At 62.6% G+C, this 23,194-nt stretch carries 37 protein-coding genes; 30 read left to right on the forward strand and 7 right to left on the reverse strand.

All coding sequences use genetic code 11. The features are described from left to right. Nucleotides 1-72: 72 nt before the first annotated feature. From rpsJ to ACM1PE_RS29360, 12 genes are all read left to right on the forward strand, one after another. Nucleotides 73-384 (forward strand): 30S ribosomal protein S10, encoded by a 312-nt coding sequence (gene rpsJ, locus ACM1PE_RS29305; protein ID WP_003806903.1) that lies wholly within the window; start codon nucleotides 73-75, stop codon nucleotides 382-384. 446 nt (nucleotides 385-830) lie between these two features. Next, on the forward strand, nucleotides 831-1,520 hold the full coding sequence (rplC, locus tag ACM1PE_RS29310) for a 50S ribosomal protein L3 (protein ID WP_008168945.1): 690 nt from the start codon (nucleotides 831-833) through the stop codon (nucleotides 1,518-1,520). Nucleotides 1,521-1,524: 4 nt separating this feature from the next. Further along, entirely contained in the window at nucleotides 1,525-2,145 is a 621-nt protein-coding gene (gene rplD, locus ACM1PE_RS29315; RefSeq protein WP_013397019.1) for a 50S ribosomal protein L4, read from the forward strand. Further along, on the forward strand, nucleotides 2,142-2,438 hold the full coding sequence (rplW, locus tag ACM1PE_RS29320) for a 50S ribosomal protein L23 (RefSeq protein WP_006216557.1): 297 nt from the start codon (nucleotides 2,142-2,144) through the stop codon (nucleotides 2,436-2,438). The genes rplD and rplW overlap by 4 nt, the downstream gene beginning before the upstream one ends. Beyond that, nucleotides 2,439-3,266 (forward strand): 50S ribosomal protein L2, encoded by an 828-nt coding sequence (gene rplB, locus ACM1PE_RS29325; protein ID WP_025136344.1) that lies wholly within the window; start codon nucleotides 2,439-2,441, stop codon nucleotides 3,264-3,266. It begins immediately after the preceding gene. Nucleotides 3,267-3,278: 12 nt separating this feature from the next. Continuing rightward, nucleotides 3,279-3,554: a 30S ribosomal protein S19 gene (rpsS, locus tag ACM1PE_RS29330; protein ID WP_006216555.1), complete on the forward strand. Its 276-nt coding sequence runs from the start codon at nucleotides 3,279-3,281 to the stop codon at nucleotides 3,552-3,554. Between the two features lie 3 nt (nucleotides 3,555-3,557). Further along, nucleotides 3,558-3,887 (forward strand): 50S ribosomal protein L22, encoded by a 330-nt coding sequence (gene rplV, locus ACM1PE_RS29335; RefSeq protein ID WP_043541551.1) that lies wholly within the window; start codon nucleotides 3,558-3,560, stop codon nucleotides 3,885-3,887. A 9-nt stretch (nucleotides 3,888-3,896) separates the two neighbouring features. Further along, nucleotides 3,897-4,691, forward strand: coding sequence for a 30S ribosomal protein S3 (rpsC, locus tag ACM1PE_RS29340; protein WP_042795906.1), 795 nt, complete (start codon nucleotides 3,897-3,899; stop codon nucleotides 4,689-4,691). Nucleotides 4,692-4,693: 2 nt separating this feature from the next. Beyond that, nucleotides 4,694-5,110: a 50S ribosomal protein L16 gene (gene rplP, locus ACM1PE_RS29345; RefSeq protein ID WP_006389610.1), complete on the forward strand. Its 417-nt coding sequence runs from the start codon at nucleotides 4,694-4,696 to the stop codon at nucleotides 5,108-5,110. 11 nt (nucleotides 5,111-5,121) lie between these two features. Beyond that, on the forward strand, nucleotides 5,122-5,313 hold the full coding sequence (gene rpmC, locus ACM1PE_RS29350) for a 50S ribosomal protein L29 (RefSeq protein ID WP_003806912.1): 192 nt from the start codon (nucleotides 5,122-5,124) through the stop codon (nucleotides 5,311-5,313). 2 nt (nucleotides 5,314-5,315) lie between these two features. Further along, nucleotides 5,316-5,597: a 30S ribosomal protein S17 gene (rpsQ, locus tag ACM1PE_RS29355; RefSeq protein ID WP_006216549.1), complete on the forward strand. Its 282-nt coding sequence runs from the start codon at nucleotides 5,316-5,318 to the stop codon at nucleotides 5,595-5,597. A gap of 115 nt (nucleotides 5,598-5,712) precedes the next feature. Further along, nucleotides 5,713-6,210 (forward strand): hypothetical protein, encoded by a 498-nt coding sequence (locus ACM1PE_RS29360; RefSeq protein WP_419341884.1) that lies wholly within the window; start codon nucleotides 5,713-5,715, stop codon nucleotides 6,208-6,210. A gap of 12 nt (nucleotides 6,211-6,222) precedes the next feature. On the opposite strand, the gene ACM1PE_RS29365 is transcribed toward ACM1PE_RS29360, so the two are convergent. From ACM1PE_RS29365 to ACM1PE_RS29390, 6 genes are read right to left on the reverse strand one after another with little or no spacing between them, the layout of a single operon-like run. Beyond that, nucleotides 6,223-7,290: a branched-chain amino acid ABC transporter permease gene (locus ACM1PE_RS29365; protein ID WP_059379393.1), complete on the reverse strand. Its 1,068-nt coding sequence runs from the start codon at nucleotides 7,288-7,290 to the stop codon at nucleotides 6,223-6,225. 11 nt (nucleotides 7,291-7,301) lie between these two features. Beyond that, on the reverse strand, nucleotides 7,302-8,312 hold the full coding sequence (locus tag ACM1PE_RS29370) for a branched-chain amino acid ABC transporter permease (RefSeq protein ID WP_419341886.1): 1,011 nt from the start codon (nucleotides 8,310-8,312) through the stop codon (nucleotides 7,302-7,304). After that, nucleotides 8,309-9,058, reverse strand: a complete 750-nt coding sequence (locus ACM1PE_RS29375; RefSeq protein WP_059379395.1) for an ABC transporter ATP-binding protein — start codon at nucleotides 9,056-9,058, stop codon at nucleotides 8,309-8,311. The genes ACM1PE_RS29370 and ACM1PE_RS29375 overlap by 4 nt, the downstream gene beginning before the upstream one ends. Beyond that, nucleotides 9,055-9,825, reverse strand: a complete 771-nt coding sequence (locus ACM1PE_RS29380) for an ABC transporter ATP-binding protein (RefSeq protein ID WP_059379396.1) — start codon at nucleotides 9,823-9,825, stop codon at nucleotides 9,055-9,057. The genes ACM1PE_RS29375 and ACM1PE_RS29380 overlap by 4 nt, the downstream gene beginning before the upstream one ends. 15 nt (nucleotides 9,826-9,840) lie before the next feature. Beyond that, the gene (locus ACM1PE_RS29385) at nucleotides 9,841-11,013 is read right to left on the reverse strand and encodes a substrate-binding domain-containing protein (protein WP_118933127.1); all 1,173 of its coding nucleotides are present in this window, start codon (nucleotides 11,011-11,013) and stop codon (nucleotides 9,841-9,843) included. Nucleotides 11,014-11,025: 12 nt separating this feature from the next. After that, complete coding sequence (locus ACM1PE_RS29390; protein WP_118933126.1) at nucleotides 11,026-11,922, reverse strand: alpha/beta fold hydrolase; 897 nt, start codon at nucleotides 11,920-11,922, stop codon at nucleotides 11,026-11,028. A gap of 168 nt (nucleotides 11,923-12,090) precedes the next feature. Here ACM1PE_RS29390 and ACM1PE_RS29395 point away from each other — a divergent pair, with 168 nt between their 5' ends. Continuing rightward, entirely contained in the window at nucleotides 12,091-13,050 is a 960-nt protein-coding gene (locus ACM1PE_RS29395) for a helix-turn-helix domain-containing protein (RefSeq protein ID WP_059379399.1), read from the forward strand. A 99-nt stretch (nucleotides 13,051-13,149) separates the two neighbouring features. Here the strand turns inward: ACM1PE_RS29395 and ACM1PE_RS29400 are convergent, their stop codons facing one another. Then, on the reverse strand, nucleotides 13,150-14,577 hold the full coding sequence (locus tag ACM1PE_RS29400) for an NAD-dependent succinate-semialdehyde dehydrogenase (protein ID WP_118933125.1): 1,428 nt from the start codon (nucleotides 14,575-14,577) through the stop codon (nucleotides 13,150-13,152). A 147-nt stretch (nucleotides 14,578-14,724) separates the two neighbouring features. Here ACM1PE_RS29400 and ACM1PE_RS29405 point away from each other — a divergent pair, with 147 nt between their 5' ends. The 17 genes from ACM1PE_RS29405 (at nucleotide 14,725) to rpsD (ending at nucleotide 23,137) form a co-directional block, all read left to right on the forward strand. After that, nucleotides 14,725-15,522, forward strand: a complete 798-nt coding sequence (locus ACM1PE_RS29405) for an aspartyl/asparaginyl beta-hydroxylase domain-containing protein (RefSeq protein ID WP_059379445.1) — start codon at nucleotides 14,725-14,727, stop codon at nucleotides 15,520-15,522. 353 nt (nucleotides 15,523-15,875) lie between these two features. Next, nucleotides 15,876-16,244: a 50S ribosomal protein L14 gene (gene rplN / locus ACM1PE_RS29410; protein ID WP_006216531.1), complete on the forward strand. Its 369-nt coding sequence runs from the start codon at nucleotides 15,876-15,878 to the stop codon at nucleotides 16,242-16,244. 11 nt (nucleotides 16,245-16,255) lie between these two features. Continuing rightward, entirely contained in the window at nucleotides 16,256-16,576 is a 321-nt protein-coding gene (rplX, locus tag ACM1PE_RS29415) for a 50S ribosomal protein L24 (protein WP_006389623.1), read from the forward strand. A gap of 12 nt (nucleotides 16,577-16,588) precedes the next feature. Further along, entirely contained in the window at nucleotides 16,589-17,128 is a 540-nt protein-coding gene (gene rplE, locus ACM1PE_RS29420) for a 50S ribosomal protein L5 (protein WP_054457265.1), read from the forward strand. A gap of 12 nt (nucleotides 17,129-17,140) precedes the next feature. Then, the gene (gene rpsN / locus ACM1PE_RS29425; RefSeq protein WP_006216527.1) at nucleotides 17,141-17,446 is read left to right on the forward strand and encodes a 30S ribosomal protein S14; all 306 of its coding nucleotides are present in this window, start codon (nucleotides 17,141-17,143) and stop codon (nucleotides 17,444-17,446) included. A 10-nt stretch (nucleotides 17,447-17,456) separates the two neighbouring features. Next, nucleotides 17,457-17,852 (forward strand): 30S ribosomal protein S8, encoded by a 396-nt coding sequence (gene rpsH, locus ACM1PE_RS29430; RefSeq protein ID WP_006216525.1) that lies wholly within the window; start codon nucleotides 17,457-17,459, stop codon nucleotides 17,850-17,852. A gap of 12 nt (nucleotides 17,853-17,864) precedes the next feature. Further along, nucleotides 17,865-18,398, forward strand: coding sequence for a 50S ribosomal protein L6 (rplF, locus tag ACM1PE_RS29435; protein WP_054457262.1), 534 nt, complete (start codon nucleotides 17,865-17,867; stop codon nucleotides 18,396-18,398). A 21-nt stretch (nucleotides 18,399-18,419) separates the two neighbouring features. Beyond that, nucleotides 18,420-18,785 carry a 50S ribosomal protein L18 gene (rplR, locus tag ACM1PE_RS29440; RefSeq protein WP_013397004.1) on the forward strand — a complete coding sequence of 122 codons (366 nt, stop codon included), beginning with the start codon at nucleotides 18,420-18,422 and terminating at the stop codon, nucleotides 18,783-18,785. A 15-nt stretch (nucleotides 18,786-18,800) separates the two neighbouring features. After that, the gene (rpsE, locus tag ACM1PE_RS29445) at nucleotides 18,801-19,322 is read left to right on the forward strand and encodes a 30S ribosomal protein S5 (RefSeq protein ID WP_013397003.1); all 522 of its coding nucleotides are present in this window, start codon (nucleotides 18,801-18,803) and stop codon (nucleotides 19,320-19,322) included. 3 nt (nucleotides 19,323-19,325) lie between these two features. Beyond that, nucleotides 19,326-19,511, forward strand: coding sequence for a 50S ribosomal protein L30 (gene rpmD / locus ACM1PE_RS29450; RefSeq protein ID WP_006216520.1), 186 nt, complete (start codon nucleotides 19,326-19,328; stop codon nucleotides 19,509-19,511). A 9-nt stretch (nucleotides 19,512-19,520) separates the two neighbouring features. Continuing rightward, nucleotides 19,521-19,961, forward strand: coding sequence for a 50S ribosomal protein L15 (gene rplO, locus ACM1PE_RS29455; protein ID WP_059379401.1), 441 nt, complete (start codon nucleotides 19,521-19,523; stop codon nucleotides 19,959-19,961). A 14-nt stretch (nucleotides 19,962-19,975) separates the two neighbouring features. Continuing rightward, entirely contained in the window at nucleotides 19,976-21,301 is a 1,326-nt protein-coding gene (gene secY, locus ACM1PE_RS29460; protein ID WP_013397001.1) for a preprotein translocase subunit SecY, read from the forward strand. An 8-nt stretch (nucleotides 21,302-21,309) separates the two neighbouring features. Then, nucleotides 21,310-21,528 carry a translation initiation factor IF-1 gene (gene infA / locus ACM1PE_RS29465; RefSeq protein ID WP_003806927.1) on the forward strand — a complete coding sequence of 73 codons (219 nt, stop codon included), beginning with the start codon at nucleotides 21,310-21,312 and terminating at the stop codon, nucleotides 21,526-21,528. A 34-nt stretch (nucleotides 21,529-21,562) separates the two neighbouring features. Further along, a complete protein-coding gene (gene rpmJ, locus ACM1PE_RS29470) occupies nucleotides 21,563-21,676 on the forward strand; it encodes a 50S ribosomal protein L36 (protein ID WP_003806928.1) in 114 nt (37 codons plus the stop codon). Between the two features lie 43 nt (nucleotides 21,677-21,719). Then, complete coding sequence (gene rpsM, locus ACM1PE_RS29475; protein WP_006216517.1) at nucleotides 21,720-22,085, forward strand: 30S ribosomal protein S13; 366 nt, start codon at nucleotides 21,720-21,722, stop codon at nucleotides 22,083-22,085. A gap of 15 nt (nucleotides 22,086-22,100) precedes the next feature. Next, nucleotides 22,101-22,502, forward strand: a complete 402-nt coding sequence (rpsK, locus tag ACM1PE_RS29480; RefSeq protein ID WP_006216516.1) for a 30S ribosomal protein S11 — start codon at nucleotides 22,101-22,103, stop codon at nucleotides 22,500-22,502. Nucleotides 22,503-22,513: 11 nt separating this feature from the next. Further along, nucleotides 22,514-23,137, forward strand: a complete 624-nt coding sequence (gene rpsD, locus ACM1PE_RS29485; protein WP_054457258.1) for a 30S ribosomal protein S4 — start codon at nucleotides 22,514-22,516, stop codon at nucleotides 23,135-23,137. Nucleotides 23,138-23,194 lie beyond the last annotated feature (57 nt).

Genomic DNA, 23,194 nt, shown 5'->3' on the forward strand with positions numbered 1-23,194 from the left:
GGATCACTTAAGCAGCACACAACCAGCGAGGGCGGCCTCGTCGCCTTCGCCTCTCGTTCTTTAGGAAACGCCATGAAAAACCAAAAGATCCGTATCCGCTTGAAAGCCTTCGATTACAAGCTGATCGATCAATCGGCCGCTGAAATCGTCGATACCGCCAAGCGTACCGGCGCTGTTGTCCGCGGTCCGGTGCCGCTGCCCACGCGTATCCGTCGCTACGACGTCCTGCGTTCGCCGCACGTCAACAAGACCTCGCGCGACCAGTTCGAAATCCGTACGCACCAGCGTCTGATGGACATCGTTGATCCCACCGACAAGACCGTTGACGCCCTGATGCGTCTGGACCTGCCGGCCGGCGTCGACGTCGAAATCGCGCTGCAGTAAAGCGCTTCGAGCCTGCTACCTTCGCCGGCAGGCACGAAATAAAGATGGCCGCATTCCTCGGGAGTGCGGCCATTTTGTTTTGGTCGCGCTTCTGGCGCGACACCTGCCCCCAAGAGCGGGCAGGGTAGTCAAACCCTTTTCCAGATTTAGTTAGCAGGCGCTCACTACCGCATTCAGCCCCGGCCAGTGCCGCCAATATCACCAAGCTACACAAGCTGTGGTGGATTTACCCTCTGCGGTGGCGCCGAAGCGCGCTAAGTGCTTGTGTCCACTGGAAAAAACGTGCTAATATGCGAAGCTTGCCATTTTGTGGCAAGAGCAACTATGGGAAAAAGAAAGGCGGCCCCCGCCGGAATTCGTACCAGGTTGAACATAGTCGTAGGGCAAAGGCCGTTACCTTTTGCCTGATTAGCCCCGACCAATCGCAGTCGGGAATGGAGAAAACGATGTCGAATTCGACACCCACGCCCGCCGCTCACCGGCTGGGGCTGGTGGGTCGCAAGGTCGGCATGACCCGCATTTTTACCGAGGAAGGTGAATCCATCCCGGTGACCGTGCTGGACGTGTCGAACAACCGCGTGACCCAAGTTAAGTCGCTGGAAACCGACGGCTACGCCGCCATCCAGGTGGCTTATGGCACTCGTCGTGCCTCGCGTGTGGCTCAGCCGCAAACGGGCCACTACGCCAAAGCCGGCGCTGAAGCCGGTAGCATCCTCAAAGAATTCCGCCTTGATCCCGCTCGCGCCGCTGAATTTGCGGCGGGTTCCGTGATCGCCGTGGAATCGGTGTTCGAAGCCGGCCAACAGGTCGACGTCACGGGCACCACCATTGGTAAAGGCTTCGCCGGTACCATCAAGCGTCACAACTTCGGTTCGCAACGCGCGTCGCACGGTAACTCCCGTTCGCACCGCGTCCCGGGCTCGATTGGTCAAGCTCAAGATCCGGGCCGTATTTTCCCGGGTAAGCGCATGGCCGGTCACCTGGGTGATGTCACCCGCACCGTTCAAAACCTCGACGTCGTTCGCGTTGACGTTGAGCGCGGCCTGCTGCTGGTCAAGGGCGCTGTCCCCGGCCACGCTGGCGCCGACATCGTCGTGCGCCCGGCCATCAAGGCCCCGGCCAAGAAGGGAGCGTAAGTAAATGGATCTCAAGCTCCTGAACGACCAAGGTCAGGCCGCTGCTACGTTCAGCGCACCCGACACCATCTTCGGCCGTGACTTCAACGAAGCGCTGATTCATCAGATCGTGGTGGCTTTCCAAGCCAACGCCCGTTCGGGTAACCGCGCTCAGAAGGATCGCACTGAAGTCAAGCACTCGACCAAGAAGCCCTGGCGCCAGAAGGGTACCGGCCGCGCACGCGCTGGTATGACTTCGTCGCCGCTGTGGCGTGGCGGTGGTCGGATTTTCCCGAACTCGCCCGAAGAGAACTTCAGCCAGAAGGTCAACAAGAAGATGTACCGCGCCGGGATCCGTTCGATCCTGTCGCAGCTCGCTCGCGAAGACCGCATCGCCGTCGTCGAATCGTTTGATCTGGCATCGCCCAAGACCAAGGACGCAGCTGCCAAGCTGAAGAGCCTGGGCCTGGACTCGGTCCTGATCATCACCGACAGCGTTGATGAAAATGTTTACCTCGCCACCCGCAACCTGCCGCACGTTGCTGTTGTCGAGCCCCGTTATGCCGATCCGTTGTCGCTGGTCCACTACAAGAAAGTGCTGATCACCAAGCCGGCCATCGCTCAACTCGAGGAGATGCTGGGATGAACGCTGAACGCTTGATGCAAGTCATTCTGGCCCCGATCGTGACCGAAAAGGCCACCTTCGTTGCCGAGAAGAATCAGCAAGTCGCTTTCCGTGTCGTGGCTGACGCTACCAAGCCGGAAATCAAGGCTGCCGTCGAACTGCTCTTCAAGGTGCAGGTCGAGTCCGTGCAGGTCCTCAACCGTAAGGGCAAAGTCAAGCGCTTTGGCCGATTCGTTGGCCGTCGTCGCAATGAGCGCAAGGCTTACGTGTCGCTCAAGGACGGCCAGGAAATCGACTTTGCGGAGGTGAAGTAAATGGCCCTCGTAAAAGTTAAGCCGACTTCGGCTGGCCGCCGTGGCATGGTGAAGGTTGTCAGCCCGAACCTGCACAAGGGTGAGCCCTACGCGCCGCTGCTGGAAAAGAAGACCCGTGGTTCTGGCCGTAACAACAACGGTCACATCACGATCCGTCATCGTGGCGGTGGCCACAAGCAGCACTACCGCGTCGTCGACTTCCGTCGCGACAAGGATGGCATCCCGGCAAAGGTCGAGCGTCTGGAATATGACCCCAACCGTACGGCGCACATCGCTCTGCTGTGCTACGCCGACGGCGAACGTCGTTACATCATCGCTCCGCGCGGTCTGGAAGTTGGCGCCACGCTGCTGTCGGGCGTCGAAGCCCCGATCCGCGCTGGCAACACGCTGCCGATCCGCAACATCCCGGTGGGTACGACGATTCACTGCGTCGAAATGCTGCCTGGCAAGGGTGCTCAGATGGTCCGTTCGGCCGGCGCTTCCGCCGTCCTGCTGGCTCGCGAAGGCATCTACGCTCAAGTGCGTCTGCGCTCGGGTGAAGTCCGCCGTGTGCACATCGAATGCCGCGCCACCATCGGTGAAGTCGGTAACGAAGAACACAGCCTGCGCCAAATCGGCAAGGCCGGTGCAATGCGTTGGCGCGGTGTCCGCCCGACGGTTCGTGGCGTTGCCATGAACCCGGTGGATCACCCGCACGGTGGCGGCGAAGGCCGTACCGGCGAAGCACGCGAACCGGTCAGCCCGTGGGGCACTCCGGCGAAGGGTTTCAAGACCCGTCGCAACAAGCGGACGAACAATATGATCGTCCAACGGCGCAAGCGCAAGTAAGAGGCGAACACTATGTCACGTTCGATCAAGAAAGGCCCGTTTGTCGATGCTCACCTGATCAAAAAGGTGGACACGGCCGTCGCGGGCAAAGACAAGAAGCCGATCAAGACCTGGTCGCGTCGCTCCACGATCCTGCCCGAGTTCATCGGTCTGACGATCGCTGTGCACAACGGCAAGCAGCACGTTCCCGTTTACATCAACGAGAACATGGTCGGTCACAAGCTGGGCGAGTTCGCGCTGACCCGTACGTTCAAGGGTCACGCCGCGGACAAGAAGGCGAAGAGGTAAGCGATGGAAACTACTGCCATTATCCGTGGGGTTCACATCTCCGCTCAAAAGACCCGACTGGTTGCGGACCTGATCCGCGGCAAGTCCGTCTCGCAAGCGCTGAACATCCTCACCTTCTCGCCGAAGAAGGCGGCCGCCATCCTGAAGAAGGCTGTCGAATCCGCCATCGCCAACGCCGAGCACAATGACGGCGCCGACATCGACGAACTGAAAGTCACCACGATCTTCGTGGACAAGGCTCAGTCGATGAAGCGCTTCTCCGCTCGCGCCAAGGGCCGCGGCAACCGTATCGAGAAGCAGACCTGCCACATCACGGTCAAGGTCGGAGCTTAAGGAGTCACGATGGGTCAGAAAATTCACCCCACTGGGTTCCGTCTCGCGGTCACCCGTAATTGGTCCTCGCGTTGGTTCGCCGACGACAAGGCCTTCGGCTCGATGCTGGCCGAAGACATTCGCGTTCGCGAGTACCTGAAGAAGAAGCTCAAGAGCGCCTCCGTCGGTCGCGTGATCATCGAGCGTCCCGCCAAGAATGCCCGCATCACCGTCTACTCGGCTCGTCCGGGCGTGGTGATCGGCAAGCGCGGCGAAGACATCGAAAGCCTGAAGGCTGATCTGCAGCGTCTGATGGGCGTGCCCGTGCACGTCAACATCGAAGAAATCCGCAAGCCGGAAACCGATGCTCAACTGATCGCCGACTCGATCTCGCAACAGCTCGAGAAGCGCATCATGTTCCGTCGCGCCATGAAGCGCGCGATGCAGAACGCCATGCGTCTGGGTGCCCAAGGCATCAAGATCATGAGCTCGGGCCGTCTGAACGGTATCGAAATTGCTCGCACCGAGTGGTATCGCGAAGGCCGTGTGCCGCTGCACACCCTGAAGGCCAACATCGACTACGGCACCTCCGAAGCCCACACGACCTATGGCGTGATCGGCATCAAGGTCTGGGTCTACAAGGGCGACATGCTGGCCAACGGCGAATTGCCGCCGGAAACCGCTGCCCCGCGCGAAGAAGAACGTCGTCCGCGCCGCGCTCCGCGTGGTGATCGTCCGGACGGTGCTCGCACCGGTCGTCCGGGTGGTCGTGGTCGTGGTGGTCCCCGCAAGGCGGACGCTGCTCCGGCGCCTGAAGGAGAATAACCATGCTGCAACCCTCTCGCAGAAAGTATCGCAAAGAGCAGAAGGGCCGCAACACCGGTCTGGCGACCCGTGGTACCCACGTGTCGTTCGGCGAATTCGGTCTGAAGGCCACCGGCCGTGGCCGTCTGACCGCTCGCCAGATCGAAGCTGCTCGTCGTGCCATCAATCGTCACATCAAGCGTGGCGGCCGCATCTGGATTCGCATTTTCCCGGATAAGCCCATCTCGCAGAAGCCTGCCGAAGTCCGTATGGGTAACGGTAAGGGCAACCCGGAGTACTGGGTCGCTGAAATTCAGCCCGGCAAGGTGCTCTACGAAATGGAAGGGGTTAGCGAAGAGCTCGCGCGTGAAGCTTTCCGCCTGGCCGCTGCCAAGCTGCCGATTTCGACCACGTTCGTCGCGCGTCATATCGGTGCTTAAGGAGTACTAACATGAAAGCTAGCGAACTCCGTTCGAAAGATGCCGCCGAGCTCGGCAAAGAGCTCGAAAGCCTGCTGAAGGCACAATTCGGTCTGCGTATGCAGAAGGCCACGCAGCAACTGGCCAACACCAGCCAGCTGCGCAACGTGCGTCGCGACATCGCGCGCGTTCGTACCTTGCTGACCGAGAAGGCAGGGAAATAAAGATGAGCGAAACTCAAAACACCCAAGTGGCCAAGCGCCAGCGCACGCTGGTTGGCAAGGTCGTCAGCAACAAGATGGACAAGACTGTCGTCGTGCTCGTTGAGCGCCGCGTCAAGCACCCCATCTTCGGCAAGATCATCATGCGTTCCGCGAAGTACAAGGCGCACGATGAATCGAACCAGTACAACGAAGGCGATACGGTTGAAATCGCTGAAGGCCGTCCCATCTCGCGCTCGAAGTCGTGGCGCGTGGTGCGTCTGGTTGAAGCCGCACGTATCATCTAAGTAAAGCAGTACATCGGAACGGCGCGCCGTTCTGATATAAGACGGCAAGGGATCAAACCCTTGCCGTTTTTTTTCGTCCGAACTTTCGGCTTTTGAATTCAGGGATCAGGACACCATGCGCGGTTTCATGAACGCGGCCCGGCTTGGCTTGTTGATGGCTTGCGCCTGGACGTTATCGGCTGCGGCGCAGACGAGGCCGGATCCGGCGCCGTCGCAGGATCCGGCTGTCCTGGGGCGGGCCTTGCTCGATGCCGGTCCCGACGCGCGGGTGCGCCTGGATGGCCAGTCGCTCGATCACGCGACCATGTTCGGGACCGAGGACGCAAACGAGCAGGCGTTGCTGGACCAGGAACGCGCCATCGCGCAACGCAGGGAGCAGATGCGGGTGCTGGAAAAGCTGCTCAGCGAGAAGCCGGCGGCCGACCCGCATCCGCCGGCGATGATTCCTTTGAAGCCTGGCGTCGACATGACCATGCCCAGCCTGGCGCCGGCGCCATCCGGTTCGCAACTGAACCGGGGAACCCTGGACACGCGCCGAAGTCTGGACGACATGCAGCGCCGTGTCGACGCCCTGCGGCGCGAGGCCGATACGCTGAGTCAGCGCGGTCGCTGAGCGGACCCCGCCTTAGCGGCGCGCCGCGAGCTCGCGCAACCGTCCCGCGATGCCCGTGGGGAAGTAGTACACCGACACCACGAACAGGATCCCCAGCCACAACAGCCAGCGGTCCGGCTCGAACAGCAGCGCCAACGGCGCCACGCCCGACACCGCGTCGTGGATCACGTGCAGGCCATCTTGCAGATAGCTCTGCGCGAACACGAACAGGCTGGCGCCCACCACGGCGCCGTACATGGTGCCCATGCCGCCGATCACCAGCATCAGCAGGATGTTGAGCATGATCTCGAACGACAGCGAGGTATCCGGTCCGTTGTAGCGCAGCCAGAGCGCGTACATGGCGCCCGCCAGCGTGGCGAAGGCTGCGGCCAGCAGATTGGACAGGCTGCGGTACAGCACCGTACGGTAGCCGATGGCTTCGGCGCGGAACGGGTTCTCGCGTATGGCCTGCAGCACCCGGCCGAACGGCGAATTCACGATGCGCAGCAACAGCAGGAACAGCACCACGCAGACCGCGGCGATCAGGTAATAGGTGATCACGCGGCCATCCACCGTCACGCCGAAGATCTGTTCGGAGAACGGCCGGAAGGCCGGCCGCAGCATCTGCGGCACCTTGAAGTTCAGGCCGTCTTCGCCGCCCGTCAGATCGGACAACTGCGACACCAGCGTCTGGAACGCCGCGGCGACGGCCAGCGTGATCATGGCGTAGAAGATCGCGCGCACGCGCAGGCTGGCCAGGCCGATCAGCAGGGCGAACGCGAGCGACACCACCAGGCCGCCGCCCAGACCCGCGAACACCGCGGTCCAACCCGGTTCCATGCGGATGCTGGCGATCGCCACGCCATACGCGCCAATGCCGAAGAACATGGTGTGCGCGAAGCTGACGATGCCGGTGTAGCCCAGCAGCAGGTCATAGCTGGCGACCAGGATCACGAACACCAGGATCTTCGCGGCCACCGCCAGCGATTTGGGGCCGGGAAACAGAAAGGGTGCGGCGGCCAGCAGGGCCACGATGGCGATCAGCGCCATGGCCAGCAGCGTGCTGCGCGGAGGGTCGCCGGAAAGCAGGCGTACGGACATGTCGGCAGTTCCTAGCGATTCGTGACCGGATACACGCCCTGCGGCCGCCACAACAGGATGGCGACCATCAGCGCAATGTTCGAGAACAGGGCGGCCTTGGGCAAGAGGAAGCCGGTGTAGTTGGCCATCAGCCCAACCAGCAAGGCGCCGATCAGGCAGCCCACGGTCGACCCCAGGCCGCCGATCATGATGACGATGAAGATCAGCACGTTCACCTGCGCGCCCAGCTGCGGCACGACGGATTGCTGGTACATGCCCCACAGCACACCGCCCAGTCCCGCCAGCATCGAGCCGGCCACGAACACGCCGACGAACAGATGACGGATGCGGTAGCCCAGGCTTTCCACCATCTCGCGGTCCTCGACGCCAGCGCGGATCAGAAGGCCCAGCTTGGTGCGGTTGAGCAACCACAGCATGCCGCCCAGCACCAGCAGGCCGGTCAGCAGGGCGACGATGCGGAACTTCTCGATGGCGGCATCGCCCAGCAGGAACGCGCCGCGCAGCGCCTCGGGCAGCGGCAGGGAAATCGTCTGCGGACCCCACAGCATCTTGATGATCTCTTCGCCGATGATCATGCCGCCCATGGTGATGAGGATCTGCTTCAGATGCTGGCCGTAGACGGGGCGCACGATGACGCGTTCGAACACCACGCCCACGGCGCCCGCGACCAGCATGCCTACGATCATGGCGGGCAGCACCGCGCCCAGGTTGATCCACAGGCTGCCCGACTGCGTCCAGTCGGCCATGGAGCCCAGCACGGTCGCGGCCATGTACGCGCCAATGGCGATGAAGAGGCCGTGGCCGAAGTTCAGCACGTCCATCAGGCCGAACACCAGCGTCATGCCCGAGGCCACGATGAAGATGATCATGCCCATGGCCAGCCCCGCCAGGGTCAGGGTGACCCAGGTGGAGAAGGATCCGACCAGGGGCAGGGCCAGCGCGGCCAGGGCCAGCACCAGGAGGACAGGACGCAGGTCCGCGCGTACGCGCGGCAGCGGGGTATCGAGTTCGAGCGTGCTCATTGGTGGCTTCCCAGCGACAGGCCCAAGAGGCGCGTCTGTAGTTCGTCGTCCGCGGCCAGTTCGGCCATGCCGCCCGCGTGGACGACGCGGCCGTTGTCCATCACGGCGACGTGATCGCCGACCAAGCGCGCGAAGTTGAAGTTCTGCTCGACCAGCAGGATGGTGGTGGACGCCTGCTTCAGTTCGATGAAGGCGTCGATCATGTTCTGGATGATGGCGGGCGCCAGGCCTTTGCTCGGCTCATCCACCAGCAGCAGCCGGCGCGGCTCGATGATGGCGCGCGCCACGGCCAGCATCTGCTTCTGCCCGCCCGACAACTTGCCGGCGGGATGCAGCCAGAACTTCTTCAATGCAGGAAAGAAACCGAAGATCCATTCCAGCCGCGCCGTATCCAACTGGCTGGCATTCCTGGCCTGGCGCGCCGCCAGCAGGATGTTCTCCTTCACGGACAGGTCGGCGAAGATGCCCATGTTCTCCGGCACGTAAGCCATGCCCAGGCGCGCCATGTCGGGCGGCGAGGTGCGCGTGCCGGGGCCGCCGACGGGCGCGCCGTCAAAGCTCACCTGGCCTTGCGACGCCCGCCACAACCCCATGATGGTGCGCAGCGTGGTGGTCTTGCCGGCGCCGTTGCGGCCCAGCAGCATGGTCACGGCCGCCGGCGCGACGGCCAGATCCACGCCGTGCAGGATGTGGTACGCGCCGATATGCGTATGCACGTTCTTCAATTCCAGCAGCGCTTGCGTCATGCCGCCTTCTCCACTGGACTCACGCCCAGATAGGCCTGCTGCACGATGGGCGAGGCGATCACCGTCGCCGGGTCGCCGTCGGCCATCAGCTGGCCGTTGTGCAGCACCACGATGCGGTCCGCCAGTTCCCGCACCACGTCCATCTTGTGCTCCACGAGCAAGATCGTCTTCGACGGATCATTCTTGAGTTCGCGGATCAGTTCCAGCACGACGGGCACGTCGTCCACGCTCATGCCTGCCGTGGGTTCGTCGAACATGAAGACCTGCGGTTCCAGCGCGATCAGCATGGCGATCTCCAGCTTGCGCTGGTCGCCGTGCGGCAAGTCGGCGGCAGACTGGTCACGGCGCGCAGACAGGCGGGTGCGTTCCAGCAGCGCGTCGGCGCGTTCGATCAGGCCGCGGTCGTCGCTCCAGGTGCGCCAGAACCGGATCTGGCGCCAGCCCATGCCTTGCTGGCGCGATTGCAGGGCCAGGCGTACGTTCTCATGCACGCTCAGGCGCGGAAACAGCTGGGTCAGCTGGAAGGCTCGGCCCAGCCCCGCATGCATGCGCGCGGGCGCGGCCAGCGGCGTCAGGTCGCGCCCGTTCAGGCGCACCGTGCCGGCGCTGGCGCGCAGCTGGCCGGAGATCAGGTTGAAGTAGGTGGTCTTGCCCGCGCCGTTCGGGCCGACGATGGCGGTCAAGGTGCCAGGCGCAAAGCTGCAGCTGACTTCATTGACCGCCACGTGTCCGCCGAAACGGATCGTGAGCGATTGGGTTTCCAGCATGGATGGGCAGCGCGCTCAGCGTTTGTTCTGAATCGGCACCGACATCTGGTCCGGCGTGATTTCCTTGACCAGGTCCTGCACGGCCCACGGCACCGACGGATCATTCTTGATGCGGAAGTGGTACATGGACTGCATGGCCTGGTGGTCTTCGGGACGGAAGGTCATCTTGCCCTTGGGCGTCTCGAAGCTCATGCCTTCCATGGCCTTGATCATCGTGTCGGTATCGGAATTGCCGTTGGTCTTGGCCAGCGCGGTGGCGATCGCGATGCCCGAGGCCATGCCGCCCGCGGTGAAGAAGTCCGGCGGCTGGCCGTAACGCTTCTGGTGTTCGGCCACCAGCCAGTCGTTGATCGGATTCTTGGGAATGCCATAGTAGTAATAGGTGGCGCCTTCCATGCCGGCCAGCGATTTCAGCGGCGTCATCGCGGCCAGCGTGTTGCCGCCGGTGGCGATCTCGATGCCGAAGCGCTTGGGATCCAGATCGGCGATCTTGAACGGATTGCCCGCGCCCGCCCACAGGATGAAGATGATCTTGCGGCCCGGCTTGTCCTTGAGCGCATCGAACAGGCGCTGCGCGCCAGCCGTGAAGTCGGTGGCGTTGGCCGGCAGGTATTCCTCGTGCACGATCTTGGCGTTCTTCAAGGCGCCCTTGAACGCCTTTACGCCGTCGCGGCCGAAGGCATAGTCCTGCGCCAGCATGGCGATCGACGTGCCGGCCTGGTCGAAGGCGACCGCATTGGCGATGGCGTCCTGCGACGAGTTGCGGCCGGTGCGGAAGATGTACTTGTTCCACTTGTCGCCGGTGATCGAATCCGCCACGGCAGGCTCGACCAGCAGGATCTTTTCGTATTCCTCGGCGATGGGCAGCATGGCCAGCGCGACGCCGGACGAGGTGGGGCCGACGGCGATGTCGGCGTTGTCGTCCGCATAGGCCGAGGCCAGCTGGGCGCGCGCCACGTCGGGCTTGCCCTGGTTGTCCTTTTCGATCACGCGGATCTTGCGCCCGGCGACCGTCATGGTGCCTTGCGTCGCATATTCCAGCCCCAGCATCAGGCCGTTCTGAGTTTGCTTGGCGTAGGCCTCCAGCGGACCGGTCTTGTCGTAGACGTGGGCCACGACGAAGTCTTTCGCCGCGATGGCGGAATTCATGCAGAGGCCGGCGAGCGCGGCGAGCAGGACGCGTTTCATGGGAGTCTCCTGTTATTGGGGGCGGTCAGCCGCCGTGTGATCCGGCGTGGCAAGGAATAGGCGGATGGCGTCGATCTGGGGAGCGACGTTCAGGGCGGGGGCGTGGCCGCAATCGGGGAAGTCGATGCGTTGCGCGCGCGGCCCGCGGCGGGTCATGGCGTCGGCGACCTCGGGCAGCAGCAGGTCCGAATCGGCGCCGCGCAGCAGCAGCAGCGGCATGCGCAGCGAGTCGTAGCCGCTCCAGCGGTCGTAGTCGGCGGGATGGTCGTTGAACTGGCCGACGATGGCCGGGTCATAGTGCAGTGTGATCCGGCCGTCCGGCAGCCGGCGTACGGATGTTTCGGCCATCCGGCGCCATTGTTCGTCGCTTTGCCAGCCGTAGGGCTTGTAGGCGACGCGCAGCCAGGCTTCCAGCTCCGTGACCGTATCGAAGGCCGGCGGCGCGCCGACATAGGCCACGATGCGGTCGATCGCGGCCTGCGGCAGTTCGGGCCCGATGTCGTTGACGACCAGGTGCGAGATCCGGTCGCGCAAGGTGGTGGCGGCAGCGTGCATGCCGGTGGCGCCGCCCATGGACGTCCCCACCCAGCGCACGCGGTCCAGCGACAGCCCGTCCGCCAGGGCGCGGGCCAGTGTTGCATAGAAGTCCAGCTGGTACTCGGCGACCGGGTCGGGGCTCCATTGCGACAGGCCCCGGCCGATCGCGTCCGGACAGATGATGCGGTAGTCGCCGGCGAGCGCTTGCGCCAGATCGTCGAAGTCGCGGCCGGTGCGTGCCAGCCCATGCCACATGATGATGGGGGGCGCGTCCGCCGCGCCCCATTCGGTGTAATGCAGCTCGCGGCCTGCGCAGCGCAAATAGCGCGAAGCCGGCGCGTGGCGGCCGGCTGGTGCGGGCGCTGGTGCCATGAGTCTCCTCCCGGGTTGTCCAGGTTGTGTGCTTATCGGGCTGAATATAGACTTGCGCCAAGCGCGCCTTCAAGGCGCCAGACGCCCCGCAGCAGGGTGAGTCAAGAATATGTAGACGCAGGATCACGAGCGCCCGGCCGCGGCGCAGGCGTCCAAGGAGACCGAACCATGTCCGATACGGAATTCGCCATTTCGGCCAGCGCTGGCGCTGACCGGCGCGACGAATGGCGCGCGGCGTTGTCGCACGCGTTCGGTCCCTTCGAGGTGCATGGCGGCGGGCCCGACAGCTTCGCCGGACATGTGCGCTATGCGCGGCGGGGCAGCCTGCAGTTCAACGATCTCCATTACCAGGGGCAGAAGCTGGAGCGCACCGCCGGCAACGTGTCGCGCCTGGATCAGGAGTTCTATACCTTTGGTCTGCCGCTGGCGGGACCCCTGGCCGTGCAGCAGCAGGGGCGAGAGTTCCAGGTCGAACCCGGCTGCGTCTATCTGATGAACCAGAGCCTGCCCTACCAGGCCACGGCGCAGGGCGCGGCGGGCTACCGCAGCCTGAGCGTGTCCTTTCCGCGCAGTGCGCTCTTGCAGCGCGATTCCCGCGTCGGCGCCTTCTACAAGCTGCGCGTCGATGACGGTTCGCCGCGAGGCGCCTTGCTGGCCAGCTACATGGACCACTTGTTCAAAGGGGTGGACGGCTGGTCGGATGTCGAAGCGGCGGAACTGGGCGAACGCCTGATCGACCTGATCGTGCTGTTCCTGGTGCAGTCAGGCCAGGGGCAGGTGTCGGAGTCGGACAGCAGCGTCACGCTGGCGCACCGGCAGCGCGCGCTGGCCTACATTCGCCAGCATCTGGCGGATCCGGCCCTGTCGCCGCAGCAGGTGGCGCAGGGCTGCGGCTTGTCGGTGGCCTATCTGCACCGCATCGCGCGTGCGGGCGGCCTGTCGGTGGAATCCTTCATCTTCGACCAGCGGCTCGACAAGTGCCGCGAACTGTTGTTGAACCCGCAGCACAGCCACCGCAGCATTGCCGAACTGGCCTATCAGGTGGGCTTCTCGCACCCCTCGCATTTCAGCCGCCTGTTCAAGCGCCGCTTCGGCATGACGCCGCGCGACTTGCGGGCAAGTTCCTGAGCGGCCTTCTGCCGCGAACTGCCCGGCCCGGTTCCCCCGGCGTGAGGCATAAAAAAAGCCCCGCAGAAAATCCTGCGGGGCTTTTTTGTCACTGCCAGGTCAGATGTGCGTAATGAATTTCGTGACCAGGTAGCCGTCGAACGTTTCCAGGCCGCCTTCGCTGCCGATGCCGCTGTCCTTGATGCCGCCGAAGGGCGTCTCGGCCAGGGCGCTGCCGAAGTGGTTGATGTTGACCATGCCGGCTTCCAGGCCGTTGGAGACCTTGGTGGCCGTCTGCAGCGAGTTCGTGAACACGTAGGACGACAGGCCGAAGGGCAGGCTGTTGGCGCGGCGCAGCACTTCATCGGTATCCGTGAAGCGGACCACCGGCGCGACCGGGCCGAAGGGCTCCTCGGTCATCAGCATGGAGTTGTCGGGCACTTCGGTCACGACCGTGGGGGCGAAGAAGAAGCCCTTGCGGTCCAGCGGGCCGCCGCCGACCACCACCTTGCCGCCGTGCTTCTTGGCGTCGTCGATGAAGGCGCTCATGGCGGGGACGCGGCGCTCGTGGGCCAGCGGACCCATGTCGGTACCGGCTTCCAGGCCGTCGCCGACCTTGATGTTCTTCAGCACTTCCGAGAAGCGCGCGAGGAACTGCTCGTAGGCGCCGTTCTGGACATAGAAGCGGGTCGGCGACACGCACACCTGGCCGGCGTTGCGGATCTTGAACTTGGCCAGCATGGTGGCGGCGCGGTCGATGTCGGCGTCGTCGAACACCAGCACGGGCGAGTGGCCGCCCAGTTCCATGGTGACGCGCTTCATGTGGGCGCCGGCCAGTGCGGCCAGCTGCTTGCCCACCGGCACGGAGCCGGTGAACGACACCTTGCGCACGATGGGCGAGCGGATCAGGTAGTCGGAGATCTTGGCGGGTTCGCCCCAGACGATGTTCAGGCAGCCCTTGGGCAGGCCGGCGTCGTGGAACATGCGGGCAATGGCCATGACGGCGCTGGGCGAGTCCTCGGGGCCCTTCAGCACCACCGTGCAGCCGGCGCCGATGGCGGCGGCGATCTTGCGGATGGCCTGGTTGTACGGGAAGTTCCAGGGCGTGAAGGCAGCGCAGACGCCGATCGGTTCGCGCACCACGATCTGGCGCACGTCAGGATTGCGAGGCGGGACCACGCGGCCGTAGATGCGGCGGCATTCCTCGGCGTGCCAGTCGGCGTGTTCGGCGCAGGAGGTGACTTCGCCCACGGCTTCCGCCAGCGGCTTGCCCTGGTCCAGCGTCATGTTGCGGCCGATTTCCTGGGCGCGTTCGCGCGACAGCGTCGCGACCTTGCGCAGGATGGCCGAGCGGTCCATGGGAGAGGATTTCTTCCACGACTCGAACGCGCGCTGGGCGGCGGCTAGCGCCCGATCCAGATCCGCTTCGGTGGCGTGGGGCAGCTGGCCGAGAACTTCCAGCGTGGCCGGGTTGATGACGTCCTGGGTGCGCCTGCCCTCTCCGGCGACGAATTCGCCGTCGATATACAGCGCCAACTGTTCATACATGCCTGTCTTCCCTTGCGAAATAGGAGTGGATAGCGATCACTGTCGCCCACGCCAGTCTAAACCAGCTTGTCGGCGGCGGGGAGGGCCAATGCCCGGCCGCGCATTGGAGCCAATATGTCGGCGCAAGTCTTGCATGCGCGCGCCGGCATGGACAAAATGGTGCATCTTTGGCTGTCTATCGGGCTAATTATTGTGCAACCCGTCGATGCGCGTCCGCCCAGCAAGCCCAGTTTCTACTCGCGCGTCTTTTTCCGCTTCATAGACTGGTTGCGCAACCGCATCGCCCAGGCCTCGCTGGTCGGCGACCGTCCCATTTTCGACAACAGCCAGTTCCCCTGGGTCGCCGCGCTCGAGGCAGAAGCGCCCGCCATCCGCGCCGAGCTGGCCGGCCTGCTCTCCGAGCGCCAGCATCTGCCCGCCTTCCATGAGATCTCCCCCGACGTGGGCCAGATCACCTCGGACGATCAATGGAAGACCTTCGTCTTCATGGGCTACGGCCTGCGCTCCGAGCGCAATCTGGCGCGCTGCCCGGCGACTGCCCGGGCGCTGCAGGGAATCCCTGGTATCCGTACGGCGTTCTTCTCCATCCTGGAGGCCGGCAAGCGCATCCCCCTGCACACGGGTCCGTACAACGGCGTCCTGCGCCTGCACTTGGGACTGGTGGTGCCGGAACCGGCCGAGCAATGCTGGATCGAGGTCGGAGGTGAGCGTTACAGTTGGCGGGAAGGGCGGGCGGTGGTGTTCGACGACCTCTACCCGCATCAGGTCCACAACGACACCGCCGGACTGCGCGCAGTGCTCTTCGTGGACTTCGAGCGCCCCTGCCGCGTTCCGGTAAAATGGCTCAACCGCCTGGTGCTCATGGCCGCCCCGTTCACGGACGAGATCCGTCGCGGCAAGGCCAACCACGATGCCTGGGAAAAGGGCTACTACCGCCAGAAATAGGGGGCAGATAGCCTCGGTCCACCCCGGTCACGGGGAAAGCGTCGCTTTTGTGGGTTATCCACACAAAGTGCTTGCGCTCAAAAATTAACCACGTTAGAATTATCAGCTTTCCCAGATTGTCGATCGAGTTGGCCCGCGCCTATGCAGGTTAGCCCGACGTGTTGGGGGAATACCCGCAGGATTTCAACCCAGGGTCGTTGCGTTGCCAACCAGTTGCGTGAGTAGGGCGAAAGCTCCAGACATGCCAACACTAAAGCAGGGCGGCAGACCTGACGGGACCAAAACTGGCAGGAATTGCAGTGTTCCCTTGTTGGGAAAACCGTATTTCCAGTTAAGTTGGAACAGGAAAAATCATGATCCAAATGCAGACCACGCTGGATGTGGCCGATAACACTGGTGCGCGTCATGTCATGTGCATTAAGGTGCTCGGTGGCTCCAAGCGCCGTTATGCCGGTATCGGCGACATCATCAAGGTGAGCGTCAAAGATGCGGCTCCGCGCGGACGCGTCAAGAAAGGCGAAATTTACAATGCCGTGGTGGTTCGTACCGCCAAGGGCGTGCGCCGTAAAGACGGTTCGCTGATTCGTTTCGGTGGCAATGCCGCCGTGTTGCTCAACGCCAAGCTGGAGCCCATCGGCACCCGCATCTTCGGACCCGTTACGCGTGAACTGCGTACCGAGAAGTTCATGAAGATCGTGTCGTTGGCCCCGGAAGTGCTGTAAGGAGCCCTACGATGAACAACATTCGTAAAGGCGACGAAGTCATCGTCCTGACCGGCCGCGACAAGAAGCGTCGCGGTACCGTGCTGGCGCGCGTCGATGCCGACCACGTTCTGGTCGAAGGCGTCAACGTCGTCAAGAAGCACGTGAAAGCCAACCCGATGGCTAACAACCCGGGCGGGATTGTCGAAAAGACCATGCCGATTCACATCTCGAACGTCGCGCTGTTCAACCCGGCCACCGGCCGCGGCGACCGCGTGGGCGTGCAAGAAGTCGAAGGCCGCAAGGTTCGCGTGTTCCGTTCCAATGGTGCCGTTGTCGGCGCCAAGGCGTAAGGGGCGATAGACATGTCTCGTTTGCAAGATCTCTACAAGAGCAAGGTCGCTGCCGACCTGCAAGCCAAGTTTGGCTACAAGAGCACGATGGAAGTGCCGCGCATCACCAAGATCACCCTGAACATGGGTGTGTCGGAAGCGGTGTCGGACAAGAAAGTCATTGAGCACGCTGTTGGCGACCTGACCAAGATCGCCGGCCAGAAGCCCGTCGTGACGAAGACCAAGAAGGCTATCGCCGGGTTCAAGATCCGCGAAAACTACCCGATCGGTTGCATGGTCACGCTGCGCGGTCAACGCATGTACGAATTCCTGGATCGCCTGGTGGCGGTTGCGCTGCCTCGCGTGCGCGACTTCCGCGGCATCTCGGGTCGTGCGTTCGACGGCCGTGGCAACTACAACATCGGGGTGAAAGAGCAGATCATTTTCCCCGAAATCGAGTACGACAAGATCGACGCGCTGCGTGGGCTGAACATCAGCATCACCACCACCGCGAAGACCGACGAAGAAGCCAAGGCGCTGTTGACGGCCTTCAGCTTCCCGTTCCGTAACTAAGGGGCTGATGACGTGGCTAAACTTTCCCTCATCAATCGCGACATCAAGCGCGCCAAGCTGGCTGACAAGTTCGCCGCCAAGCGCGCTGAGTTGAAGGCGATCATCGACGACCAGTCGAAGACCGACGAAGAACGTTACCAAGCTCGGCTCAAGCTGCAACAGCTGCCGCGCAATGCCAACCCGACGCGTCAACGTAACCGTTGCGTGGTCACCGGTCGTCCGCGCGGCGTGTTCCGCAAGTTCGGCCTGACGCGCCACAAACTGCGTGAAATGGCGATGAAGGGTGAAATCCCCGGCATCACCAAGGCCAGCTGGTAGGAGAAACAATATGAGCATGAGCGATCCCATCGCCGATATGCTGACCCGCATTCGCAATGCGCAGCAAGTGGACAAAGTTACGGTGAGCATGCCCTCCTCGAAGCTGAAGGCGGCCATTGCCGCTGTGCTGAAGGACGAAGGCTACATCGACAGCTTTGAAATCAAGGGCACCCAGGCCAAGCCTGAGCTCGAGATCACCCTGAAGTACTACGCTGGCCGTCCGGTCATCGAGCGCATCGAACGCGTTTCGCGCCCCGGTCTGCGTATCTACAAGGGCCGTACCAGCATTCCTCAGGTCATGAACGGCCTGGGCGTGGCTATCGTTTCGACCTCGCGCGGCGTCATGACCGACCGTAAGGCTCGCGCCAACGGCGTCGGCGGCGAAGTGCTGTGCTACGTGGCCTAAGGAGAAATTCGAATGTCACGTATCGCTAAGTATCCGGTCGAACTGCCCAAGGGTGTTGAAGCCAACATCCAGCAGGATCAGATCACCGTCAAGGGCCCGCTGGGCTCCCTGACCCAAGCCCTGACCGGCGACGTCACGATTGCGTTGGACAATGGCAAGCTCACGTTTGCCGCCGCCAACGACAGCCGTCACGCCAACGCCATGTCGGGTACCGTGCGCGCTCTGGTGGCCAACATGGTCACGGGCGTGAGCAAGGGCTTCGAGCGCAAGCTGACCCTGGTCGGCGTGGGTTACCGCGCATCGATCCAAGGCGACGCCGTTAAGCTGCAGCTCGGTTTCTCGCACGACGTTTTGCACCAGTTGCCGGCCGGTATCAAGGCCGAGTGCCCGACCCAGACGGAAATCGTCATCAAGGGCGCCAACAAGCAAGTCGTCGGTCAGATGGCCGCTGAAATCCGCGCGTACCGCGAACCCGAACCCTACAAGGGCAAGGGCGTGCGTTACTCGGACGAACGCGTCGTCATCAAAGAAACCAAGAAGAAATAACGGCGCACGCAAGGACGAATCATGGACAAAAAAGTTTCCCGTTTGCGTCGTGCGGTTCCGACCCGCCGGAAGATCAACGAGCTGCGCGTTCATCGCCTCTCGATTTTCCGCTCGAACCAGCACATCTACGCCAACATCATTTCGCCGGAAGGCGATCGCGTTCTGGTCAGCGCCTCGACGGTCGAAGCCGAAGTGCGCGCGCAACTGGCCGGCCAAACCGGCCAGGGCGGCAACAAAGCCGCTGCGTCGCTGGTTGGCAAGCGCGTGGCCGAAAAGGCCAAGGCTGCCGGTATCGAACTGGTCGCTTTCGATCGCTCGGGCTTTCGTTACCATGGCCGCGTGAAAGCGCTGGCCGATGCCGCGCGTGAAGCCGGCCTGAAGTTCTAAGCGAGGATCTGTCAAATGGCTAAAGTACAAGGCAAGAACGCCGCGGAAAAAGAGAACGATGACGGCCTCCGCGAAAAGATGATCGCGGTCAACCGCGTGAGCAAAGTGGTCAAGGGTGGTCGCACCATGAGCTTTGCCGCGCTGACCGTGGTTGGCGATGGCGATGGCCGCATCGGCATGGGTAAGGGCAAGGCGCGTGAAGTGCCGGTGTCCGTTCAGAAGGCTATGGAACAGGCCCGTCGCGGCATGTTCAAGGTCGCTCTGAAGAACGGCACGCTGCACCACACCGTGGTTGGCAAGCATGGCGCCGCTACCGTGCTGATCTCGCCCGCTGCTGAAGGTACCGGCGTTATCGCCGGCGGCCCGATGCGCGCTATTTTTGATGTGATGGGTGTGCGTAACGTGGTTGCCAAGAGCCTGGGCTCGAGCAACCCCTACAACATGGTTCGCGCCACGTTGAACGGCCTGCGCGCCTCCATGACCCCGGCTGATGTTGCTGCCAAGCGCGGCAAGTCGGTCGAAGAAATCCTGGGGTAAATCATGGCTCAGAAGCAGATCAAAGTGACCCTCGTGCGCTCGGTGATCGGTACCAAGCAATCGCACCGTGACACGGTTCGCGGTTTGGGCTTGGGCCGTATCAACAGCAGCCGCGTGCTGGTCGATACGCCCGAGGTGCGTGGGATGATCCGTAAGGTGGATTATCTCGTTTCCGTCTCGGAAGCCTAAGGAATCACCATGTCGGATATGCAACTTAATTCGCTGAAGCCCGCCGAGGGCAGCAAGCACGCCAAGCGCCGCGTCGGCCGTGGCATCGGTTCGGGTCTGGGTAAGACCGCCGGCCGTGGTCACAAGGGTCAGAAGTCGCGTTCGGGCGGTTTCCATAAGGTTGGCTTCGAAGGCGGTCAAATGCCGCTGCAGCGTCGTCTGCCCAAGCGTGGTTTCACCCCGCTCGGCCAGCACCTGTACGCCGAAGTCCGTCTGTCGGACCTGCAAGCCCTGCCCATCGACGAAGTCGACGTGCAAGTGCTGAAGGCCGCTGGCGTGATTGGCCAGGCGGTTCGTTTCGCCAAGGTCATCAAGTCGGGTGAACTCTCGCGCAAGGTCGTGCTCAAGGGCATTACCGCGACGGCCGGCGCTCGCGCCGCCATCGAAGCCGCGGGCGGCTCGCTTGCTTGATCACGAGGTGACGAGTGGCTAACGCGCAGGCATTGGGCAAAACCGGAGCACGGTACGGCGATCTGAAGCGCCGCCTCGTGTTCCTGGTGCTCGCCCTGGTGGTTTACCGTTTGGGTACACACATCCCCGTGCCGGGCATCAACCCGGATGCGCTGGCGGACCTGTTCCGTCAGAACCAGGGCGGGATCCTGGGCCTGTTCAACATGTTCTCGGGCGGGGCGCTCTCGCGCTTCTCGATTTTTGCCCTGGGGATCATGCCGTACATTTCGGCATCCATCATCATGCAGCTGATGTCTGTGGTGGTGCCGTCGCTGGAATCGCTCAAGAAAGAGGGCGAAGCCGGCCGTCGGAAGATCACCCAATACACCCGCTACGGCACGGTCGTGCTGGCGCTGGTGCAGGCTGTGGGCATTTCGGTAGCGTTGGAGTCCCAGCAGGGACTGGTGATCGATCCGGGCATGCTGTTCCGCTTTACGACCGTCGTGACCTTGGTCACCGGCACCATGTTCGTCATGTGGCTGGGTGAGCAAATCACGGAACGTGGTCTGGGCAACGGGATTTCCATCCTGATCTTCGCAGGTATCGTTGCGGGTCTGCCCGCGGCGCTGGCTGCACTGTTGGACCTGGTCCGCACCAACTCGATGTCCGTGCTTTCGGCACTGTTCATCGTGGCTCTGGTGGTGCTGGTTACCGCTTTTGTGGTGTTCGTGGAACGCGGACAGCGCAAGATCACGGTGAACTACGCCAAGCGTCAGGTCGGCAACAAGGTCTACGGTGGTCAAAGCTCGCATTTGCCGCTGAAGCTGAACATGGCAGGGGTGATTCCGCCGATCTTCGCATCGTCGATCATTCTGTTCCCGGCCACGATCACGAGCTGGTTCTCCAGCAGTGAGAACATGCGCTGGCTTAGCGACCTGGCTGCGGCCCTGTCGCCTCGTCAACCGCTCTACATCACGCTGTACTCGGTCGCGATTATTTTCTTCTGCTTTTTCTACACGGCTCTGGTGTTCAACAGCCGCGAAACGGCGGACAACCTGAAGAAGAGTGGTGCGTTTGTTCCGGGCATCCGTCCGGGCGAACAAACAGCGCGCTACATCGACAAGATCCTGATGCGTCTGACGCTCGCAGGTGCCATCTACATCACGTTGGTGTGCCTGTTGCCGGAATTCTTGGTGATGCGCTGGAACGTTCCCTTCTACTTCGGTGGTACGTCCCTGTTGATTATTGTGGTGGTGACGATGGATTTCATGGCGCAGGTTCAGGCCTACATGATGTCTCACCAGTACGACTCGTTGCTCAAGAAGGCTAACTTCAAGGGCGCGGGTTTGCCGATGCGGTAAGCAAAAGAATGTCCAAGGACGACGTCATTCAGATGCAAGGCGAGGTTCTTGAGAACCTCCCGAACGCGACATTTCGCGTCAAGCTCGAAAACGGCCACGTGGTGTTGGGCCATATTTCCGGCAAGATGCGTATGCATTACATCCGGATCCTGCCGGGTGACAAGGTCACAGTGGAGCTCACGCCCTATGATCTGACGCGAGCCAGGATAGTTTTCCGCTCCAAATGAGCGGAACCGGATTACGGAAAATTAGGAGTCAACCATGAAAGTAATGGCATCGGTTAAGCGGATCTGCCGCAACTGCAAAGTTATCAAACGTCACGGCGTGGTGCGCGTTATCTGCACCGACCCGCGTCATAAGCAGCGTCAAGGCTAACCCGGGTTAGCGACTACGCAACAGATTTATTCAAGGAATAGTCATGGCCCGTATTGCTGGCATTAACATCCCGCCGCAACAGCACGCCGAGATCGGACTGACCGCCATTTTTGGCATCGGTCGTACGCGCGCTCGCAAGATTTGCGAAGCGGCAAACGTACCCTTTGACAAGAAGGTCAAGGATCTGAACGACGCTGAATTGGAACGCGTCCGCGAACATGTTGGTCTGTTCACGGTTGAAGGCGACCTGCGTCGTGAAGTACAGCTCTCGATCAAGCGTTTGATCGACCTGGGAACCTACCGCGGTATGCGTCACAAGCGCGGTTTGCCCGTGCGCGGCCAGCGCACTCGCACCAACGCCCGGACCCGCAAGGGCCCGCGTCGTGCTGCTGCGTCCCTGAAGAAATAATCGAGGAACTGGATTATGGCGAAAGCTTCCACCAGCGGCGCTTCGCGCGTGCGCAAAAAGGTCAAGAAGAACGTCTCGGACGGCATCGCGCACGTTCACGCTTCGTTCAACAACACCATCATCACCATCACCGATCGTCAGGGCAACGCGCTGTCGTGGGCCACGTCGGGCGGTGCTGGTTTCAAGGGCTCGCGCAAGTCGACCCCGTTCGCCGCGCAGGTCGCTGCTGAAACGGCTGGCCGCGTCGCGCTGGAGTACGGCATCAAGACGCTGGAAGTGCGTATCAAGGGCCCCGGTCCTGGTCGCGAATCGTCGGTCCGCGCTCTGAACGCGCTGGGCATCAAGATTTCGTCCATCGCCGACATCACGCCCGTTCCGCACAACGGCTGCCGTCCGCCGAAGCGTCGTCGTATCTAAAGGGAATCCACATGGCTCGTTATACTGGACCCAAATGCAAGCTCTCGCGTCGCGAGGGTACTGATCTGTTCCTGAAGAGCGCCCGCCGCTCGCTGGATTCCAAGTGCAAGCTGGATTCCAAGCCTGGCCAACACGGCCGCACTTCGGGTGCCCGCACTTCCGACTACGGTCTGCAACTGCGCGAAAAGCAAAAGCTCAAGCGCATGTACGGCGTGCTGGAAAAGCAATTCCGCAAGTACTTCGCTGAAGCCGAGCGTCGCCGTGGCAACACCGGCGAAACGCTGATCCAGCTGCTGGAATCGCGCCTGGACAACGTCGTCTACCGCATGGGCTTCGGCTCGACCCGCGCCGAAGCTCGCCAGCTGGTGAGCCACCGCGCCATCGAACTGAACGGCCACACGGCTGACATCGCTTCGATGCTGGTCAAGGCTGGCGACGTCGTGTCGGTCCGCGAAAAGGCCAAGAAGCAAGGCCGCATCAAGGAATCGCTCGACCTGGCCACCAGCATCGGCATCCCCCAGTGGGTGGAAGTCGATACGACCAAGTTGACCGGTACGTTCAAGTCGGCCCCCGATCGCGCTGACGTCGCTCGCGACATCAACGAATCGATGGTCGTCGAACTGTACTCGCGTTAATCAGGCCTGCCGGCGCTACCTTCGCAAGGCGCCGGCGAGCTGGTCTCACGACCCGTT

It is taken from the genome of Achromobacter sp. PD1 (assembly GCF_048541815.1).
In the GTDB taxonomy this organism is placed as follows: Bacteria; Pseudomonadota; Gammaproteobacteria; order Burkholderiales; family Burkholderiaceae_B; genus Achromobacter; species Achromobacter bronchisepticus_A.

What these genes read in the sequence shown, in the direction of transcription:
- rpsJ (WP_003806903.1), top strand. Translation starts at nt 73, where the DNA reads ATGAAAAACCAAAAGATCCGTATCCGCTTGAAAGCCTTCGATTACAAG.
- rplC (WP_008168945.1), top strand. Translation starts at nt 831, where the DNA reads ATGTCGAATTCGACACCCACGCCCGCCGCTCACCGGCTGGGGCTGGTG.
- rplD (WP_013397019.1), top strand. Translation starts at nt 1,525, where the DNA reads ATGGATCTCAAGCTCCTGAACGACCAAGGTCAGGCCGCTGCTACGTTC.
- rplW (WP_006216557.1), top strand. Translation starts at nt 2,142, where the DNA reads ATGAACGCTGAACGCTTGATGCAAGTCATTCTGGCCCCGATCGTGACC.
- rplB (WP_025136344.1), top strand. Translation starts at nt 2,439, where the DNA reads ATGGCCCTCGTAAAAGTTAAGCCGACTTCGGCTGGCCGCCGTGGCATG.
- rpsS (WP_006216555.1), top strand. Translation starts at nt 3,279, where the DNA reads ATGTCACGTTCGATCAAGAAAGGCCCGTTTGTCGATGCTCACCTGATC.
- rplV (WP_043541551.1), top strand. Translation starts at nt 3,558, where the DNA reads ATGGAAACTACTGCCATTATCCGTGGGGTTCACATCTCCGCTCAAAAG.
- rpsC (WP_042795906.1), top strand. Translation starts at nt 3,897, where the DNA reads ATGGGTCAGAAAATTCACCCCACTGGGTTCCGTCTCGCGGTCACCCGT.
- rplP (WP_006389610.1), top strand. Translation starts at nt 4,694, where the DNA reads ATGCTGCAACCCTCTCGCAGAAAGTATCGCAAAGAGCAGAAGGGCCGC.
- rpmC (WP_003806912.1), top strand. Translation starts at nt 5,122, where the DNA reads ATGAAAGCTAGCGAACTCCGTTCGAAAGATGCCGCCGAGCTCGGCAAA.
- rpsQ (WP_006216549.1), top strand. Translation starts at nt 5,316, where the DNA reads ATGAGCGAAACTCAAAACACCCAAGTGGCCAAGCGCCAGCGCACGCTG.
- ACM1PE_RS29360 (WP_419341884.1), top strand. Translation starts at nt 5,713, where the DNA reads ATGCGCGGTTTCATGAACGCGGCCCGGCTTGGCTTGTTGATGGCTTGC.
- ACM1PE_RS29365 (WP_059379393.1), bottom strand. Translation starts at nt 7,290, where the DNA reads ATGTCCGTACGCCTGCTTTCCGGCGACCCTCCGCGCAGCACGCTGCTG.
- ACM1PE_RS29370 (WP_419341886.1), bottom strand. Translation starts at nt 8,312, where the DNA reads ATGAGCACGCTCGAACTCGATACCCCGCTGCCGCGCGTACGCGCGGAC.
- ACM1PE_RS29375 (WP_059379395.1), bottom strand. Translation starts at nt 9,058, where the DNA reads ATGACGCAAGCGCTGCTGGAATTGAAGAACGTGCATACGCATATCGGC.
- ACM1PE_RS29380 (WP_059379396.1), bottom strand. Translation starts at nt 9,825, where the DNA reads ATGCTGGAAACCCAATCGCTCACGATCCGTTTCGGCGGACACGTGGCG.
- ACM1PE_RS29385 (WP_118933127.1), bottom strand. Translation starts at nt 11,013, where the DNA reads ATGAAACGCGTCCTGCTCGCCGCGCTCGCCGGCCTCTGCATGAATTCC.
- ACM1PE_RS29390 (WP_118933126.1), bottom strand. Translation starts at nt 11,922, where the DNA reads ATGGCACCAGCGCCCGCACCAGCCGGCCGCCACGCGCCGGCTTCGCGC.
- ACM1PE_RS29395 (WP_059379399.1), top strand. Translation starts at nt 12,091, where the DNA reads ATGTCCGATACGGAATTCGCCATTTCGGCCAGCGCTGGCGCTGACCGG.
- ACM1PE_RS29400 (WP_118933125.1), bottom strand. Translation starts at nt 14,577, where the DNA reads ATGTATGAACAGTTGGCGCTGTATATCGACGGCGAATTCGTCGCCGGA.
- ACM1PE_RS29405 (WP_059379445.1), top strand. Translation starts at nt 14,725, where the DNA reads ATGGACAAAATGGTGCATCTTTGGCTGTCTATCGGGCTAATTATTGTG.
- rplN (WP_006216531.1), top strand. Translation starts at nt 15,876, where the DNA reads ATGATCCAAATGCAGACCACGCTGGATGTGGCCGATAACACTGGTGCG.
- rplX (WP_006389623.1), top strand. Translation starts at nt 16,256, where the DNA reads ATGAACAACATTCGTAAAGGCGACGAAGTCATCGTCCTGACCGGCCGC.
- rplE (WP_054457265.1), top strand. Translation starts at nt 16,589, where the DNA reads ATGTCTCGTTTGCAAGATCTCTACAAGAGCAAGGTCGCTGCCGACCTG.
- rpsH (WP_006216525.1), top strand. Translation starts at nt 17,457, where the DNA reads ATGAGCATGAGCGATCCCATCGCCGATATGCTGACCCGCATTCGCAAT.
- rplF (WP_054457262.1), top strand. Translation starts at nt 17,865, where the DNA reads ATGTCACGTATCGCTAAGTATCCGGTCGAACTGCCCAAGGGTGTTGAA.
- rplR (WP_013397004.1), top strand. Translation starts at nt 18,420, where the DNA reads ATGGACAAAAAAGTTTCCCGTTTGCGTCGTGCGGTTCCGACCCGCCGG.
- rpsE (WP_013397003.1), top strand. Translation starts at nt 18,801, where the DNA reads ATGGCTAAAGTACAAGGCAAGAACGCCGCGGAAAAAGAGAACGATGAC.
- rpmD (WP_006216520.1), top strand. Translation starts at nt 19,326, where the DNA reads ATGGCTCAGAAGCAGATCAAAGTGACCCTCGTGCGCTCGGTGATCGGT.
- rplO (WP_059379401.1), top strand. Translation starts at nt 19,521, where the DNA reads ATGTCGGATATGCAACTTAATTCGCTGAAGCCCGCCGAGGGCAGCAAG.
- infA (WP_003806927.1), top strand. Translation starts at nt 21,310, where the DNA reads ATGTCCAAGGACGACGTCATTCAGATGCAAGGCGAGGTTCTTGAGAAC.
- rpmJ (WP_003806928.1), top strand. Translation starts at nt 21,563, where the DNA reads ATGAAAGTAATGGCATCGGTTAAGCGGATCTGCCGCAACTGCAAAGTT.
- rpsM (WP_006216517.1), top strand. Translation starts at nt 21,720, where the DNA reads ATGGCCCGTATTGCTGGCATTAACATCCCGCCGCAACAGCACGCCGAG.
- rpsK (WP_006216516.1), top strand. Translation starts at nt 22,101, where the DNA reads ATGGCGAAAGCTTCCACCAGCGGCGCTTCGCGCGTGCGCAAAAAGGTC.
- rpsD (WP_054457258.1), top strand. Translation starts at nt 22,514, where the DNA reads ATGGCTCGTTATACTGGACCCAAATGCAAGCTCTCGCGTCGCGAGGGT.